Annotated in this window: 11 protein-coding genes; 6 read left to right on the forward strand and 5 right to left on the reverse strand. The window is 73.2% G+C overall.

Annotated elements, in window-relative coordinates; genetic code table 11:
* On the forward strand, positions 1 to 855 hold an 855-nt coding region (locus FYW99_RS25230; protein WP_150254531.1), incomplete at its 5' end, for a ricin-type beta-trefoil lectin domain protein.
* An 87-nt stretch (positions 856 to 942) separates the two neighbouring features.
* Here the strand turns inward: FYW99_RS25230 and FYW99_RS25235 are convergent.
* The gene (locus FYW99_RS25235; protein ID WP_150254532.1) at positions 943 to 1,755 is read right to left on the reverse strand and encodes an NRDE family protein; all 813 of its coding nucleotides are present in this window, start codon (positions 1,753 to 1,755) and stop codon (positions 943 to 945) included.
* A 300-nt stretch (positions 1,756 to 2,055) separates the two neighbouring features.
* On the opposite strand from FYW99_RS25235, the gene FYW99_RS25240 reads away from it, so the two are divergent.
* Together FYW99_RS25240 and FYW99_RS25245 are read left to right on the forward strand one after the other, a co-directional pair.
* The gene (locus FYW99_RS25240) at positions 2,056 to 4,635 is read left to right on the forward strand and encodes an HAD-IC family P-type ATPase (protein ID WP_150254533.1); all 2,580 of its coding nucleotides are present in this window, start codon (positions 2,056 to 2,058) and stop codon (positions 4,633 to 4,635) included.
* 686 nt (positions 4,636 to 5,321) lie between these two features.
* Positions 5,322 to 5,801: a nucleoside deaminase gene (locus FYW99_RS25245; protein WP_150254534.1), complete on the forward strand. Its 480-nt coding sequence runs from the start codon at positions 5,322 to 5,324 to the stop codon at positions 5,799 to 5,801.
* A 165-nt stretch (positions 5,802 to 5,966) separates the two neighbouring features.
* Here FYW99_RS25245 and FYW99_RS25250 read toward each other — a convergent pair whose 3' ends face one another.
* Both FYW99_RS25250 and lnt read right to left on the reverse strand, forming a co-directional pair.
* The gene (locus FYW99_RS25250; protein WP_150254535.1) at positions 5,967 to 6,533 is read right to left on the reverse strand and encodes an FxsA family protein; all 567 of its coding nucleotides are present in this window, start codon (positions 6,531 to 6,533) and stop codon (positions 5,967 to 5,969) included.
* 210 nt (positions 6,534 to 6,743) lie between these two features.
* Positions 6,744 to 8,669 carry an apolipoprotein N-acyltransferase gene (gene lnt / locus FYW99_RS25255; RefSeq protein ID WP_150254536.1) on the reverse strand — a complete coding sequence of 642 codons (1,926 nt, stop codon included), beginning with the start codon at positions 8,667 to 8,669 and terminating at the stop codon, positions 6,744 to 6,746.
* Positions 8,670 to 9,280: 611 nt separating this feature from the next.
* On the opposite strand from lnt, the gene FYW99_RS25260 reads away from it, so the two are divergent.
* From FYW99_RS25260 to FYW99_RS25270, 3 genes are all read left to right on the forward strand, one after another.
* Entirely contained in the window at positions 9,281 to 10,495 is a 1,215-nt protein-coding gene (locus FYW99_RS25260) for an ABC transporter ATP-binding protein (RefSeq protein WP_150254537.1), read from the forward strand.
* 431 nt (positions 10,496 to 10,926) lie between these two features.
* On the forward strand, positions 10,927 to 13,164 hold the full coding sequence (locus FYW99_RS25265; protein ID WP_150254538.1) for a prolyl oligopeptidase family serine peptidase: 2,238 nt from the start codon (positions 10,927 to 10,929) through the stop codon (positions 13,162 to 13,164).
* Positions 13,165 to 13,403: 239 nt separating this feature from the next.
* Positions 13,404 to 14,606, forward strand: coding sequence for a JmjC domain-containing protein (locus tag FYW99_RS25270; RefSeq protein WP_150254539.1), 1,203 nt, complete (start codon positions 13,404 to 13,406; stop codon positions 14,604 to 14,606).
* Positions 14,607 to 14,821: 215 nt separating this feature from the next.
* Here the strand turns inward: FYW99_RS25270 and FYW99_RS25275 are convergent, their stop codons facing one another.
* Both FYW99_RS25275 and FYW99_RS25280 read right to left on the reverse strand, forming a co-directional pair.
* Complete coding sequence (locus FYW99_RS25275) at positions 14,822 to 15,451, reverse strand: class I SAM-dependent methyltransferase (RefSeq protein ID WP_150254540.1); 630 nt, start codon at positions 15,449 to 15,451, stop codon at positions 14,822 to 14,824.
* A 117-nt stretch (positions 15,452 to 15,568) separates the two neighbouring features.
* On the reverse strand, positions 15,569 to 16,390 hold the full coding sequence (locus tag FYW99_RS25280; RefSeq protein ID WP_150254541.1) for a TetR/AcrR family transcriptional regulator: 822 nt from the start codon (positions 16,388 to 16,390) through the stop codon (positions 15,569 to 15,571).
* Between the last annotated feature and the right edge of the window lie 22 nt (positions 16,391 to 16,412).

Consider the following 16,412-nt stretch of genomic DNA (forward strand, 5'->3'; position numbering starts at 1 on the left):
ATCAAGATCCCCCGCGGACAGGGCATCTGGCCCGCCTTCTGGATGCTCGGCGCCGACTTCCCCAACACCCCCTGGCCCGACTCCGGCGAAATCGACATCATGGAGAACGTCGGGTACGAGCCCCACATGGTGCACGGCACCGTGCACGGCCCCGGCTACTCGGGCGCGAACGGCATCGGCTCCTCCTACACCCACCCCCAGGGCTGGTCCTTCGCCGACGACTTCCACACCTTCGCCATCGACTGGAGCCCCGGCTCCATCACCTGGTCCGTGGACGGCAACGCCTACCACACCCTCACCACCGCGGACGTGGGCGGCAACACCTGGGTCTACGACCAGCCCTTCTTCATGATCCTCAACATCGCCGTGGGCGGGAACTGGCCCGGCTACCCCGACGGCACCACCCAGTTCCCCCAACAGATGCTCGTCGACTACGTCCGGATCTACTCGGACGGAGGCGGCTCCGGCGGCACCGGCACGATCACCGCCTCCAACGGCATCTGCCTCGACGTGGCCGGGGCCGCGACGGGCGACGGAACCCCGATCCAACTGGCGCACTGCAACGGCAACCAGGCCCAGCAGTGGACCGAGGGCTCCGACGGCACGTTCCGGGCGTTCAACAAGTGCCTGGACGTGGCGGGCGGCGCCACCGCCGCGGGCACCGCGGTACAGCTGTGGACCTGCAACGGGACCGGCGCACAGCGGTGGACCTACGACAGCGGGACGCAGGCCCTGCGCAACCCGCAGTCGGGCCGCTGCCTGCAACCCCAGGGCCGGGCGCAGAGCGACGGCACCCGCATGGTGATCGCCGACTGCGACGGCAGCGCCGTCCAGCGCTGGAGCCTGAACGGCTGACCCCTCCCCCCAGCGCCGCCCGCCGACCCCCTCCGGCGGGCGGCGCGCTGTCTCGCCGCTCCTCAGGCAAACAGCGGCATCCGTCCCTCAGGACCGGGGGGCCGCCGTGTCGACCATCCGCCACGCCCCGGGGTCGGCCGGGGCATCGGTGAAGGCGTAGCGCACGGTCTCGCGGTCCATGGCCAGCAGGGTCACCGACCCGGTCTCCCACGTCCTGCCCCCGCCCAGGTCGGCGCGGGCGACCAGGCCCGTCGGGTCGCCGGACTCGTCGGGACCAGCCGAGCGGGGCGCGGAGTTGGCGGCCTCGTTGACCAGGCGCGGCCACTCCCCCCACACCTCCTCCACCCCGCGGGCGCGGGCCAGGTCGGCCGGGTCGGGCCGGGTGCGCGCGAACTCGGGCGTGTGGCGGGCGGCGCGCGGGTCGTCCGGGTTCAGCCCGGTGTTGACCACCATGCTCACGCCGACCGGCAGCGGACGGGTGTCCAGGCACCGGCCGTCCCAGCTGCGCAGTCCGGCCCGGTGGGCGTCGGCGTCCAGCAGGTGGAAGGGCGCGTAGAGGGTGGGGTCGTCTCCGTGCAGCGGGTCGCGGCCCGGGTTCCTGCCCGCGTGCGCGAGGGCGCGCAGCGGCAGTTCGCCCCGGCTGGCCGGGTAGGTGCCCTCCCAAGGCATGCGCCCGTCCCAGGGCCAGCCGTTGAGCAGGGCCGCCGTGCGCGGGCCCGTCGGGTCCACCGCCAGCCAGGTGCCCCCGGCGAGGCGGTCACGGCCGCCGACGAGGTCGGGCCGGTCGGGCCAGTGGCGGGCGGGCCGGTCCCAGGGACGGGAGGACATCTCGTCCCTGAGCGCGGCGATGACCAGGGGCGTGTCCGCGCCGGGGTCGAAGCCGACGATGACGGTGCACATGACGACCTTGTGACCTTTGCTGTGGGTCCCCGGTGTGGTGCGGTCCCCGCGACGGTGCGGGCGGAACGGGGATGTGGACAGGAGGTAGACGCAACCGTACCCGGAGGGTGCCCCCGGCGGTGCTCCGCGCGGGCCCGGGGTGGTGCGGGCACCACCCCGGGCCCGGGGGACGGTGTGCCTGTTCCTGGTCCAGAAGTCTTCTACTCTGTAGTCTCCCTCCCCCTTCGCGTGTGCGGGGCGGATGCCGCGTCCAAGGCGCCTCCCGCCCGTCTCGTTTCCCGGACCACACAGGAGTAGTGCGTGCCCGAGCAACCCGACCGGACCGACGACGGTGCGGACAGGCCGCAGGACGCGGTTCCCGAATCCCCAGCCGGAGCCTCCGCCGAGCCCGTCCCCGCAGGCCCCAAGGGTCCGTCGGGCCCTCCGCCCGAGACCGGCCTGACCGGTCAGCAGGTCGCCGAGCGGGTCTCGGCGGGGCGGACCAACGACGTACCCGTGCGCGCGAGCCGCACGGTCGGCCAGATCATCCGCGGCAACGTGTTCACCCGGATCAACGCCATGGTCGCGGTGCTGTTCGCGATCATCGCCGTGATCGGCCCGGTGCAGGACGGGCTGTTCGCGATGGTCATCCTCTTCAACACGCTGATCGGCATCGTCCAGGAACTGCGGGCCAAGCGCACCCTGGACAAGCTCGCCATCGTCAACGCCGCCCGGCCCCGGGTGGTGCGCGACGGCGCCACCGTGCGCGTGGCCACGCAGGAGATCGTCCTGGACGAGATCCTGGAAGTGGGTGTGGGAGACCAGATCGTGGTCGACGGCACCGTCACCTGGGCCGGGGGGCTGGAGGTCGACGAGTCGCTGCTGACCGGCGAGGCCGACCCCGTGGTCAAGCGACCCGGGGACACGGTGATGTCGGGCAGCTTCGTGGTGGCGGGCACCGGCCGGTTCCGGGCCACCAAGGTGGGGCGGCACGCCTACGCGGCGCGGCTGGCCGAGGAGGCGAGCCGCTTCTCGCTGGTGCACTCGGAGCTGCGGTCGGGCATCAACCGCATCCTGACCTGGATCACCTACGCGCTGTTCCCGATCGGCGCCCTGCTGATCTACAGCCAGCTGTTCCTGGGCGGGCACGTGGGCCTGGAGGAGTCGACGGCGGGGGGCCAGATCTCCGGCCCGCTGGCGGACGCCCTGCGCAGCATGGTCGCGGCCCTGGTGTCGATGATCCCCGAGGGCCTGGTCCTGCTCACCAGCATCGCGTTCGCGGTCGGGGTGATCCGGCTGGGGCGGCACCAGTGCCTGGTGCAGGAGCTGCCCGCCATCGAGGGCCTGGCCCGCGTGGACGTGGTGTGCACCGACAAGACGGGCACGCTGACCGAGGCGGGCATGAAGCTGGCCGGAATCCGCGACCTGGGCGGACACGGCGGGGAGGCGTCCCCCTCGCTCGTGCTGGCGGCGCTGGCGGCCAGCGACCCCGACCACAACGCGAGCATGGCGGCGATCGCGCGCGGGTGCGAGGCCACGGGCCAGGCGGCGCCCGACTGGACGGTCACGGCGCTGGCGCCGTTCTCGTCCGCCCGCAAGTGGAGCGGGGCCAGCTTCCTGGCGCCCGGAGGCGAGGAGCACTGGGTGCTGGGCGCGGCCGACGTGCTGGCCTCTCCACAGGACCCGGCGGCCGCCGAGGCGGCCCGGCTGGGCGCGCAGGGCCACCGGGTGCTGCTGCTGGCCCGCGCGTCGGCGCGGGTGGACTCCGACGAGGCGCCCGGAACCGTGCTGCCGGTGGCCCTGGTGGTGCTGGACCAGAGGCTGCGCGAGGACGCCGGTCCGACCCTGGACTACTTCGAAGAGCAGGGCGTGGGCGTCAAGATCGTCTCGGGCGACCACGCGGCGTCGGTGGGCGCGGTGGGCCGTGAGCTGGGTCTGCCGGGCGCGGACCAGCCGGTGGACGCGCGGGCGCTGTCGGAGGACGGCGACGAGCTGGCCCGCGAGGTGGAGGAGCGTTCGGCGTTCGGCCGGGTGACGCCCGAGCGCAAGCGCGACATGGTCAGGGGTCTGCGCGACCGCGGGCACACCGTGGCGATGACCGGCGACGGCGTCAACGACGTGCTGGCGCTGAAGGAGGCCGACATCGGCGTGGCGATGGGCTCGGGGAGCCCGGCGTCGCGGTCGGTGGCCCAGCTGGTGCTGCTGGACAACCGGTTCGCGGTGCTGCCGCGCGTGGTGGCCGAGGGCCGCCGGGTCATCGGCAACATCGAGCGGGTGGCCAACCTGTTCCTGACCAAGACCGTGTACACGATGACGCTGGCGATCATCGTGGGCCTGCTCGCTGTGGCCTACCCCTTCTTCCCCCGCCACGCGACGCTCATCAACGCGGTGACCTTCGGCATCCCGTCGTTCTTCCTGGCGCTGGCGCCCAACACCGACATCGCCCGCCCGGGGTTCGTGATGCGGACGCTGCGGCTGGCGATCCCCTCGGGCATGGTGGCGGGCTTCGCCGCGGTGACGACCTACCTGCTGGTGCTGGGCGGTCGGACGGTGCCCGATCCGGCCGACCGGACGGCGGTGGTCATCACGCTGTGCGCGACGACGCTGTGGGTGCTGCTGCTGGTGGCCAAGCCGTACGTGTGGTGGAAGGTGCTGCTGGTGGGCTCCATGGTGGGCCTGTTGACATTGGCGATGGTGACACCGCTGGGACAGTGGTTCTTCGACCTGGACGTGAGCGACCCGACCAAGGTGCTGACCGGTCTGGCCGTGGCGGGTGTGGCGATCGTGGTGATCACGGTGATCCGGTTGGTGGACGACCGGATGATGGCCCGGTCCGAGGCGCGTGCGGCAGAGAAGGAGAACACGCGCGAGGCCGAGGAACGCACCCCGGAACCGGTGTAGGAGTGCGGTGTGGAGGCCCACGGTCCGCCGCAGATTGGTGTAGAACCCGCAGCGATGGCACCCCGCAGGGGGTTGTTCCTTTCCAGACGACCCCAACCAGGCACCCGTAGAGCGTGCGGGTTCCCCGCCCGCCCCTGGGGGGTGGGCGGTCGTGGTGGGCACTGGCTCCAAGGGTCAGTGCTGGGGGCGGGGACCGACTGAGGGCAAGTTCGCCTAGCGAACTTGGCGAAGGAGATCCCTTGACTCCGATCACTCCAGGGGCCTGGTGGGCGTCACGAAGGCGTTCGGAAGAACACCAGGAGGAACGCCCACCGGGAGTGACCCCTCAGCCATCCAGGGGCGGGGGGTCAACACGGTTCAGACCAACATCAGCCACCAAGCCCCGCACGTGACCGCGCGTCGTAGGGGGCCCGCACGTTGTAGAGCATCCTTGCGTCAGCAACCACGCACCCGTAGAGCCCGGGCTGGTGGTGCACACCAGTGCCGTGCGCGAGCCGGAGGAGACGGAGAGGAGCCGCCACGCCTACGTGATGGCTCGGCGCCCCGAGTGAGCAGCGCCGAGCCCGCGCGGTGGTGAGCCGACCGCCCCGGCCCCGCGAGGCGGCTCCCTCCTTCTCCGGGGCTAAGCTACGCGGGTTCCACGGCAGGGCCCGGGAGAGAGGGCAAGAAGGAGAAAGGACAGGACCATGCTGAGCGAAACCGACATGCGCCACCTGCGGCGCGCGGTCGATCTGGCCGAGGAGTCCCTGGAGGCGGGCGACGAGCCCTTCGGTTCGGTGCTGGTGTCCCGGGACGGGACAGTGCTCTTCGAGGACCGCAACCGCGTCGCCGGAGGCGACCCGACGCAGCACCCGGAGTTCGCCATCGCCCGGTGGTCGACCACCCGCATGAGCCCCGCCGAACGGGCGGCGGCGACCGTCTACACCTCCGGGGAGCACTGCCCCATGTGCTCGTCCGCCCACGGCTGGGCGGGGCTGGGCCGGATCGTCTACGTGAGCTCCTCGGCGCAGCTCGTCTCGTGGCTGGAGGAGTGGGGCGTGCCCCCGGCGCCGGTGCGGGCGCTGCCCATCGGCGAGGTCGTACCCGGAATCGCGGTGGAGGGCCCGGTGGACTCCCTGGTCACGCGGGTGCGGTCTCTACAGGCACGCTTCCACGGTCGGAGCTGACGTCAGCTCCGTCCGCCCCGCCGTCCGATCGGTCCTGCCCTACCACCGCCGGGCCGCCCGGGCCCCATCGCCCGGACTCCCGGTGGGCGCTTCTCGCGGCCCCTCGGCTCCCTACGGCCCGTTGCCGGTGTCGCGCCGTGAGGACCGGGACCGCAACGACCGCGCTCAGTCCCTGTCGTCGTCGCTGGGCTCGAACTGCCCCTGGATGACGCGGCCCCGATTCTTCGGGGCGGCGTCCCCGTCGGTGCGGGGACCGAACGGACTCTGACCGGGGCCGAACGGCCCCGCCGCCGGGCCCGGCCCCGATCCCTGGCCGGGGGCGGTGGACCCGCGGACGACGAACTCCTCGTTCATCCGCTCCTGCATCCTGCGCACACGGCGCTGCGCCCAGGAGGCGAAGGCCCAGCGCAGGACCGGCCGGGTGAAGGGCAGGGCCATCAGCAGGCCGAGCACGGCGGTGATGAACCCGGGAATCACGAGCAGGATGCCGCCCGCCATGAGCATGAGCGGGTCGAGCAGGCCGCCGCGCGGCTGCTCCCCCGAGCGCATGGCCTGGTCCGCGTCCCGGAAGGCCCTGGTCCCGGCCCGGCGCAGCACAGCCACGCCCAGAACCATCAGCGAGACCAGCGCGGCCAGCGTCCACGGAACGCCGATCCAACCGCCGACGGCGATCATCAGCCACACTTCGAGGAACGGCAGCGCCATCAGCGCCAGCACTGTCAGCAGCGGCATGCGTAACCATCCTCCGGGTCATCGGCGGGAGCTCCCCTACAGGAGAGAACGCGCGCGCGAGCGCCAGGGTTCCCGCGGGCATGCTCCTCTCGGAGGCGATGCGGACGTAACCCCTCAGCCACCCCGACGTCAGGCGTAGCGGCGTAGCCCTCTCACCCAGATACGGCTCCTCCTTGCGCAGACACTCCTTGTTGCGCAGACACTCCTTGCTCAGACACGACGACGGCGGCCCAGGACCACCGCCACGACCGCCGCGCCCAGCCCCAGAGCGCTCAGGAGGGCCTCCGGCACCGCGCCGAGGCGGGTCGCGACCGTGGTGCCCTCCATCGCCTCCAACTCGGCCACGTGGATGTCGGGCACCGCCTCGGGCGAGCTGTAGGCCAGGGTCCCGTCGGGGTTGACCACGGCGCTGACGCCACTGGTGGAGACGACCACCGCCGGGCGCCCGTGCTCGACGGCGCGCAGCTGGGTGATGGCCAGCTGCTGGTTGGTCTGGCCGGTGAAGTTGTAGTTGGCGTTGTTGGTGGGGATCACGATGACCTGTCCGCCCGCGGCGACGGACTCGCGCACCGGGAGGTCGAAGGCCACGTCGAAGCAGATGCCCACGGCCAGGGTGGTGTCGCCCACGTCCAGGGCGCCGGGCTCGGTGCCGGGGACGGCGTCGGAGCTGACCTGCTGGAGGCGGGCCACGAACTGCGTGAAGAAGTCGCGGAAGGGGACGTACTCACCGAACGGCACCAGGTAGCGCTTGTCGTAGATCTCGCCCGGGCCGGTCTCGGGGTCCCAGACCACGCTGCTGACGTAGCGGGTGCCGTCGTCGTTGAAGCGGCTCATGCCCCACAGCAGGGGGACGCCCGCGTCGGCCGCGGCTGCGTCGATGATCTCGCGCGCCTGGGGGTCGCGGAAGGGGTCGATGTCGCTGGCGTTCTCCGGCAGCAGCACCATGTCCGGCTGGGGGTACTCCCCCGCGCGGACGGTGTCGGCGAGCTCGTGGACCCCGTTGGCATGGTTGTTGAGGACCTGCATGCGCTCGCCCGCGATGGACATCTGGCCGACGTTGGGCACGTTGCCCTGGACCATGCCGACGGTGACGGTGTGGGAGACGTCGGGACGGCCGATCGCGGGGGCCAGGGTGCCGCCGACGACGACGGCCGCACCTGCGGCCAGTCCGAGGACCGCCGGGACCCAGCCGGTCCGCAGCGGGCCGTCCTGCCGCGCCGGGCCGCCCTGCCGCGTTGAACCGCCCTGACCTTCGGGACCACCCTGACCTTCGGAGTCACCCGGACCTCCGGAACCACCCGGACCTCCGGAACCACCCGAACCTCCGGAGTCGCCCGAACCGTCGGGACCACCCTGCCGCGCATCCGTCGCCCACGGCGCGTTCTGGTCGTTTCGGTCGTCCCGATCACCGTCCTGATCACCGTGTCCGGTCCACCAGGCGCCCACCAGCCGCAGCACGCTCCACAGCAGCAGGCCGCCGGTGAGGGCGACCGCGAAGGTCACCAGGGCCGAGGAGCCGAGGGCGGCGTAGCCGACGAAGGGCGTGTCGGGCTGGGCGAAGGCGAGCTTGCCCCAGGGGAAGCCGCCCAGCGGCCAGCGGGCGCGCAGGGCCTCCTGGGCCACCCACAGGGCCGCGGTCCACAGCGGCCAGCCCGGCAGGCGCATGGCCAGCGCCAGGGCCATCGCCATGGGGAGGAAGTAGACGGTCTCGGCTCCGGCGATGAGCAGCCACACGTCGACGCCGAAGATGTCCTGCCAGTGCACCAGCGGCACCATGAGCGTGGCCCCGGACAGGGCGCCGAGCCAGGCGGCGCGGCGCATCCGGGTTCCGGCGACGGCGAGGGCGAGCAGCGCGGCGCTGAGGGGGCCCAGCCACCACAGGCCGTAGGGCGGCAGCGCGAAGAGCTGGGCGAGACCGGATCCGACCGCGGCGAGCACCCGCCACAGCAGGTCGTGGCGTCCCCAGCGGTGTCCCGGCGCGAACACGGAGGCAGCCCCGGAGGCAGCCCCCGAGGCAGATCCGGGACCAGAGGCGGAGGAGCGTGCCGGGTTCGCCGTCCGCTCCCGCCCCACCGGTTCCGGCGAGGGTCTGTCGGAGCCGTGGGCGCTGCCCTGCTCGGTGTGCTCGGCAACCACGTGGGGTGCTCGCTTTCCGCTTGCTGGTGGGAGGTGCTCGCGGTCAGCATATGGGGGGACGCGGAAAAGGCCCGAGCCACCCTTCGGACCGGCTCCGTCCCGTCGGCGGCGAGCTCGGAAGACCGTTGTCTACTGGATGTTCGGGCCTTTTCCGGGTCCAACCCCCCGCCCGGTCGCGGTACTCCACCCCTCACCCGATCCCAACTGCACCTGGCGCGTGATGCAGCGTCCAATCGGACGAGTGGGGGCCGCACAACCGGTCCGTCCAGTGCTGGACTGGTCGTTAGGTTACCCAGACTCCCCGACCCGATGCCTCAACCCGGCTGCCGTGTCGTGGCCGCCGACCCGAGGGCGTGGAGGGGAGAAAGGAAGGAACCGTCGGACAGGCTAACGCACCTGGGGCCGCCACGCCAGCTGAGCGGACGGGGTTTGTGTCTGACCGCAATCGGATCGACATCGACCCAAGTATGGACTTTTCGATCAGGATCGTGTCTGATGTGATCAGCACAACGGCCTGGTTCGATCAACTGCGAAAGTTCCAGGTCGGCGGCGCGGACACTCCGAGATCCGCGTCACCCCACATCTCGACCCCGGCCCGGGAGCTGACAACCATGGCGGAGATCGTCCTCGATGGCGTTGACAAGATCTACGGCGGCGACGTCAAGGCCGTCGACAACCTGAACCTGAAGATCGAGGACGGCGAGTTCATGGTGCTCGTCGGCCCCTCCGGCTGCGGCAAGTCCACCGCGCTGCGCATGATCGCGGGCCTGGAGGAGATCACGGGGGGCACGCTGGTCATCGGCGACGAGATCGTCAACGACCGTCCGCCCAAGGACCGCGACATCGCGATGGTCTTCCAGAACTACGCGCTCTACCCCCACATGACCGTCGAGCAGAACCTGGCCTTCGGCCTGAAGCTGCGCAAGGTGGCCAAGCCCGAGATCGCGCGCCGCGTGAAGGAGGCGGCCGAGATGCTGGGCCTGGAGCCCTACCTCAAGCGCAAGCCGGGCGCCCTCTCCGGCGGTCAGCGCCAGCGTGTGGCCATGGGCCGCGCGATCGTGCGCGAGCCGCGCGCGTTCCTCATGGACGAGCCGCTGTCCAACCTGGACGCCAAGCTGCGCGTGCAGATGCGCGCCTCCCTCAACCAGCTCCACGAGCGCCTGGGCGTCACCACCATCTACGTCACCCACGACCAGATCGAGGCCATGACCCTGGGCGACCGGGTCGCGGTGATGCGCGACGGACGCCTCCAGCAGGTGGACACCCCCAAGCGCCTGTTCGACGCCCCCAACAACCTGTTCGTGGCCGGGTTCATCGGCTCCCCGGCGATGAACTTCGTCGACGCCGAGCTGGCCGCCGAGGGCGACGGTGCGGTGCTCACCTTCGCCGACCACAAGCTGCCGGTTCCGGCGAGCGTCCTCGGAGAGCGCGAGGGCCTGCGCGACTACCTGGGCCGCAGCCTCATCCTGGGCATCCGTCCCTCGGACTTCAACGACGCCGACCTGGACAACAACGGCGACCCGCAGATCCAGGTCAAGGCGAGCGTGACCGAGGAGCTGGGCACGGAGATCAACGTGATCTTCACCGTGGACGCCCCGCCGGTGCGCCACGAGGACGCCGCCGCCCTGGCCAAGGACGCCGCGGGCGAAGAGGGCGAGGGCGACGGCCTGCCGCTGGGCGGCAACACCTCGCTGTTCACCGCCCGGGTCAGCCCCCGCAGCAACGTACGCCCGGGTCAGCCGATCAGCCTGTCGGTGGACGTGAGCCAGCTGCACTTCTTCGACCCGGAGAGCGGCCTGGCCATCGGCCACCCCAACAACGTCTGAGCCTGTCTCCCCGTGCCCCGCCGGGCCCTTCTCCTCCTCCGTGAGGGCCCGGCGGGGCGCACCCGTGTGTGAGGGGTTCCCGACGGCCGAGGGGCCGCGCCGGTGCGCGCCCACGGGACAGGTGAGGCCATGCCGACCGCCTCCGGGGGCACGCCCCCACGCGTCCGCGAAACCGGTCGGGCTGTCCGGCTTCTTCCCCGGATGCTCGGGCACGTCCCCACGTCCCCACGCCCCCCGCGACCGCGCCCCCGCGCTCCATGCCCCCACGCGACCGCACTTTCGCGGGACCGGGACGAGGGAGTGGGGGAGTGGTGGGGCGGAGGCCTTTTCCAGTCGGCACCGCGGCAAACCTTGCCTCGAAGACACAGTCGCGCGCCCCTGGGCAAGGCATCTGTTCCTTGACCCCCGGATGAGCGCACCCCAACGATTGTGTGGTGCCCAACCGAGCCCCCGGAGCCGCTCCCGTCACCGAGTCCGCGCCCGAGCCCGATCCCGAGCCCGCTGTCGACGTCGACGTCCTGCACGGCCGTCCCGTGCCCGACCCCTACCGGTGGCTGGAGTCCGCCGACTCCCCCGAGACGCTGAGCTGGCTGGAGGAGCGGGACCGTGAGTACGCTGCGGAGGCGCTCACCTGGCCCCTGCGCGACCGCCTGGCCGGGCTCATCCGCTCCCTGGTGGGCACCGACCTGTGGAGTCCTCCGGTGCACCGGCCCGGCGCGGTGTTCGCCACCGTGCGCCCGGCCGGGAGCGAGCACCCCCGCCTGGTGGTCCTGACCGGGGACGGACCGCCGCGCACCGTCTACGACCCCGTCGCCGAGGACCCCGCCGGGCACACCACCCTGGATGCCTGGGAGCCCTCCCCCGACGCAAGCCTGATCGCCGTGCAGACCTCGTCGGGGGGCGTGGAGCGCGGCGTCCTGCGCGTGATCGGCACGGAGACCGGGGAGCCCGTCGGCCCCGCCGTACCGGGGGTGCGCTACTCCCACGTGGCCTGGGCGCCCCGGAGCGTCCCCGCCTTCTACTACGTGCGCCGCGACGGCGCGCGGGGCGTGCGCGGCGTGTGGCTGCGCCGGGTCCCCGACGGCGCCGAGACGCTCGTCCACGCCTGCACGGCGCCCGGCACCGTGCCCGGGGTGCGCGTCCTGGGCGACCGGTGGCTGCTGGTGACCGAGAGCCACGGCACCGGGCACCGCACCGACCTGTGGCTGGCCGACCTGGCCGCCCCGGCCAACTTGGAGAGCCTCACCAACCTCACCAACCTCACCAACCCAGCCGCTCCGACCGACCCCACCGGTCCGGCTGATCCGGCCGTCCTGACCGACCCGGCCGACGCCCCCGAGCACCCCCCGCTGCGGCCCGTCCAGGTGGGCGAGGAGGCCGAGACCGAGGCCCGGATGGGCCCGGACGGTCTCCTGTACCTGCGCACCACCCTGGGCGCGCCGTGGCGGCGGATCTGCGCGGTCTCCCCCGAGGAGCCGGGGGTGGGGCACTGGCGCGAGGTGGTGCCCGAGGAGGACGGGGCGACCCTGGACGCCTTCGCGCCCTGCCCCGCCGGACCGGAGGGCGGCACCGCCCTGTTCGTCGCGCGCACCCGCCTGGGGATCAGCTCCGCGGCCGTCCACGACACCCGCACGGGCGGGCTCCTGTACACGGTGGACCTGCCCGGCGAGGGGATGGTCTCCGCCCCTGAGGCGGCGCCCGACGGGTCGGTGTACCTGGGGTACGCGGACGTGTCCACCCAGCAGCGGGTCCTGCGCCTGGCCCCCGGGGAGCGGACCCCGCGCCCCTGGCCGCCCGGCACCGCCGAGGCCCAGCCCTCCCCGGCCGTGGAGCGCTCGGTGGTCTGGTGCCGCTCCGCGGACGGCACGCGGGTCCCGGTGACCGTGTTCACCGCCGCGGGCCGCGTACGCACCGCGCCCGGCACGGGGCTGATCCCCGAGCCGACCCTCCTGCACGCCTACGGCGGCTTCGGGCGCCCGCGCCAGTTCGGGTTCAGCGCGACCGTGCTGGCCTGGCTGCTCTCGGGCGGCCGGTACGCCGTCGCCCACGTGCGCGGCGGCGGGGACGCGGGCCGCGACTGGCACCTGGCCGGTTCGGGCCGCGGCAAGCCGCGCGCCGTGGAGGACCTGGTGGCCGCGGCGGCGGCCCTGGTCGGGGCGGGGATGTGCACCCGCGACCAGCTGTGCCTGTCGGGCGGCTCGGCGGGCGGGCTGCTCGTCCTGGCCGCCGCGACCGCGCGCCCGGACCTGTGCGGGGCGGTGATCGCCTCCGCGCCGCTCGCGGACATGGCCCGCTTCGAGCGGATGGGCCTGGGCCGGATGTGGACCCGTGAGTTCGGCACCGCCGCCGACCCCGACGACTTCGCCGCCCTGATGTCCTACTCCCCCTACCACCGGGCGCTGGAGGGCGCCGGGGACGGACACGGGCTGCGCTTCCCCAGCGTCCTGCTCACCGGCTTCCACGGTGACACCCGCACCGACGCCGCCCACCCGCGCAAGATGTGCGCGGCGCTGCTGGCGGCGGCCGCGCGGGAGGAGGGGCGCCCACCCGTCCTACTCCGGTACGAGCGCGACGTGGGCCACGGCCCGCGCGCGGTCAGCCGGGCGGTGGGACTGGCCGCCGACGCGCACGCGTTCGCGGCCCACCGGACGGGGCTGTCGCCGCGCTGAGCGCGCGGGGGCGGTCCTGGCAAGAGAAACGGCACACAGAAAGCGAGGTGTGGTGCGTATGGACCCGATCGAGGTCGAGACCGAGGACCTGGCCGAGGTGACCTCCCGCGACATCACCGCGGGTGGCGACAGCGACGGCACCGACTCCAGCTCCGACTTCATCTGACCGCGTCCCGCCCGGCCCGGTCCCCCCGGGCCGGGCGGGGCCCCACCCCCGTGCACGGAGAGGACGCCCCCTCATGACCGATCCCGGCCACCTGTTCACCCGGACCCTGAGCGACGTCGTGGGAAGGGAGGCCCTCACCGAGCGCCTGTCCGAGGAGTTCGTCTTCGCCGACCTGGGCGCGGACGCGGTGCGTTCGCTGCTGACCTTCGACGACCTCAACGACCTGCTGGCCGCGTGCTCCCCCGAGCCGCCCCGGCTGCGCCTGCACCGGGACGGGGCTCCGGTCCCGGCCGACCGCTACACCGAGGCGGCGACCTCCTCGCGGAGCGCGCGGCGGGTGGTGCGGCCCGAGGCGCTGTACCGGGAGCTGCGGGAGGGGGCGAGCCTGGTCCTGGACAGCGTGGACCGGATGCACCCGCCGGTGGGCGCGGCGGCCGACGACCTCATGCGGTTGGTGCGCGAGCGCGCGCAGGCCAACCTGTACCTGATCTGGGGCGGCTCGCGCGGCTTCGACACCCACTGGGACGATCACGACACGGTGATCGTCCAGGTGGAGGGGACCAAGCACTGGCAGGTGCACGGCCCGGGATCGCGCCCGTACCCGATGAAGAACGACGTGGACCACGCCCACACGCCGCCGCGCGACGCCGACGGCGAGCTGCACCTGGTGTGGGAGGGCGTGCTGCGGCCGGGCCAGGTCATCCACGTGCCGCGCGGCTGGTGGCACACGGTGACCGGGACCGGCGGGGTGAGCATGCACCTGACCTTCGGCTTCACCCGGACGACCGGGGTGGAGTGGGCGGACGCGCTGGTGCGCCGGCTGTTCGAGGAGGAGGTCTTCCGTAAGGACCTGCCGCGCTTCGCCGACCCGGACGTGCGGCGCAAGCACCAGGGCGAACTGGTGACCCGGATCGCGGAGCTGGCCGAGGAGCTGGACCTGGACGGCTTCCTGGCCGAGCGGGACGCGCGCTTCCCGCGCCGGACCTCGTTCTCGCTGCCGTGGCCGGTGGAGGAGAGTGCGCCGCCCGCGCACGCGCGGGTGGAGTTCGTGCCGATCCTGCCGCCGCCGCTGTCGCGGGACGGCGAGAGGGTGGCCGTGACGGTGGGCGGGCGCCGGTACCGGTTCCCGGCCGCGGTCGGGCCGGTCCTGGAGGCGCTCGCCGAGCACCGGGAGCTGACCGTGGCCGGACTGGCCGAGCGCGTGGGCGCGGAGGTCGAGCGGACGGCGGAGGTCGTGTCCGTGCTGTCGCAGCACCACCTGGTGGTGGTGCGGTAGTCGTCCACAGGCGCGCGGAGGGCCTGGTGGGCCCGGCCCCCGCACGCCTACCGTAGTACTAGGGGGGTCCCCGGCCCGCCCGCTTCGCGCTGCCCGCGCCCAGCGGCCACCGGCACCGCGCCAGGGGAGGCGGGTCAGCACGTGGAGGTCTCAGGCGGCCTCCATCCGCAGGGGCGGTCTGCACCGGTCCGCGCCCAGCAGCCACGGGCACCGCGCTAGGGAAGGCGGGCCAGCACGTGGGCGTCGAGGAAGCCCCGCTCGGAGGCCGGATCGTGGAGCAGACGGGCGAACGTGACCAGCCCGGCCCCGGTCACCAGCTCGACGAACCGGTCCACCGGCCAGCTGTAGGCGGGCGCCACCTTGTGGTCGAAGCGGACCGGCTCCGGTCCGTCGGTCGCGAAGAACGAGGCCAGGAGCAGGCCCCCCGGTGCCAGGACACGCGCCTGCTCGGCGAGCAGCGCGGGCAGCTCCCCGGGCGGGGTGTGGATCATCGAGTAGTGGGCCAGCACTCCGCCGAGCGCACCGTCCCCGACCGGCAGGGCCTCCATCCGCGCCTCGTCGAACCGCAGCGCCGGATGTGCCCGCCGGGCGTGCCCGACCATGGCCGGGGAGAGGTCGAGTCCGCGCGCGTCCAGCCCCAGGTCGCACAGCATGGCCGTCAGATGCCCGGGCCCGCACCCGACGTCGGCCGCCCGCGGGTTCCCCGTCCCGCGCACCAGCTCGGCGAAGGTGCCGATCATGTTCCGCGAGAACGGCTGCGTCTCCAAACGGTCGGCGAACATCGACGCGTACAGCTCGACGACCCCGTCATAGGCCGCCCTGGTCTCGTCCTGGTGCTCCGTCATGGAAGAGGAAGCTAGCACCCGCGCGCGCTCGCCGCCTCCCCGAGCCCGCTGCTTCCCCGATCCCGGGGACCGTTCGGCTCGGGGCGGCCAGGACGAGGTGGACGCCGACCGGCCCCGCTACTCCCCCGCTCCCGGGTGCCGTCCCCGCTCCCCCGCGGCGCGCTGGCGCTCCACGTACACCTCGATGCCGTCCAGGACCCGGCGGATGGAGAAGTCCAGGTCCTCCGCGGGCCCGCCCGTGCCCTCCTGCGCGGCGTCCGAGAACTCCTCCATGACCCCCTCCCGGAGCAGCCGGTCGATGGTGGGGAACCCCTCCTCGGTGACGACCCGGCGCAGCCCCCGGCTGTAGTCGCGCCCGGTGTCGGCCATCGTGCCGCCCGCCGCCCGGGCCGCGCGGCTCATGTCCAGCTCGATGCGGATCGTCTCGCGCAGGATGGCGGACAGCATCGTCAGCATCTGGAGCGACCAGCCGAGGTCCAGGCCGGACCGGGAGATCTCGCGCAGCCCCGACTCCATCCAGCGCAGCCCGTTGGGTCCGCTGGGCGGCCCGTTCAGGGAGAGGTAGACCGCCCACGGGTGGCCTCGGTACATCACGATCAACCTGCGGGCCCACTCCGCCACACCGGACCGCCAGTCCCCGTCCTCGCGCGGCTCGGGCGGGTCCCCCTCCATGGCCGCGTCGCTCATGAGGACGAGCATGTCCTCCTTGCTGTCCACGTACCGGTACAGCGACATCGTGGTGTAGCCCAGCTCCTTGGCCACCCGCTGCATGGAGACGGCCTCCAGGCCCTCCGCGTCGGCGATGGCGACCGCCGCCGCCACCACCGCCTCCCGGCTGAGCCTGGGCTTGGGGCCCCTCCTCGGTTCGGGCTGGCGCAGCCCCCACAGGAGCTCGACCTCCCGCTCAATCCGGTTCGTCCCCTGCTGCTCGGCCGTCATACCCCACCCGTCGTCGGCTGCG

This window comes from Nocardiopsis deserti (assembly GCF_008638355.1).
Lineage (GTDB): Bacteria > Actinomycetota > Actinomycetes > Streptosporangiales > Streptosporangiaceae > Nocardiopsis > Nocardiopsis alborubida.

Excerpts from the sequence above, each read along its gene's own strand:
- FYW99_RS25280 (WP_150254541.1), bottom strand. The coding sequence starts at position 16,390 with ATGACGGCCGAGCAGCAGGGGACGAACCGGATTGAGCGGGAGGTCGAG.
- FYW99_RS25275 (WP_150254540.1), bottom strand. The coding sequence starts at position 15,451 with ATGACGGAGCACCAGGACGAGACCAGGGCGGCCTATGACGGGGTCGTC.
- FYW99_RS25250 (WP_150254535.1), bottom strand. The coding sequence starts at position 6,533 with ATGCCGCTGCTGACAGTGCTGGCGCTGATGGCGCTGCCGTTCCTCGAA.
- FYW99_RS25245 (WP_150254534.1), top strand. The coding sequence starts at position 5,322 with ATGCTGAGCGAAACCGACATGCGCCACCTGCGGCGCGCGGTCGATCTG.
- FYW99_RS25235 (WP_150254532.1), bottom strand. The coding sequence starts at position 1,755 with ATGTGCACCGTCATCGTCGGCTTCGACCCCGGCGCGGACACGCCCCTG.
- FYW99_RS25270 (WP_150254539.1), top strand. The coding sequence starts at position 13,404 with ATGACCGATCCCGGCCACCTGTTCACCCGGACCCTGAGCGACGTCGTG.
- FYW99_RS25260 (WP_150254537.1), top strand. The coding sequence starts at position 9,281 with ATGGCGGAGATCGTCCTCGATGGCGTTGACAAGATCTACGGCGGCGAC.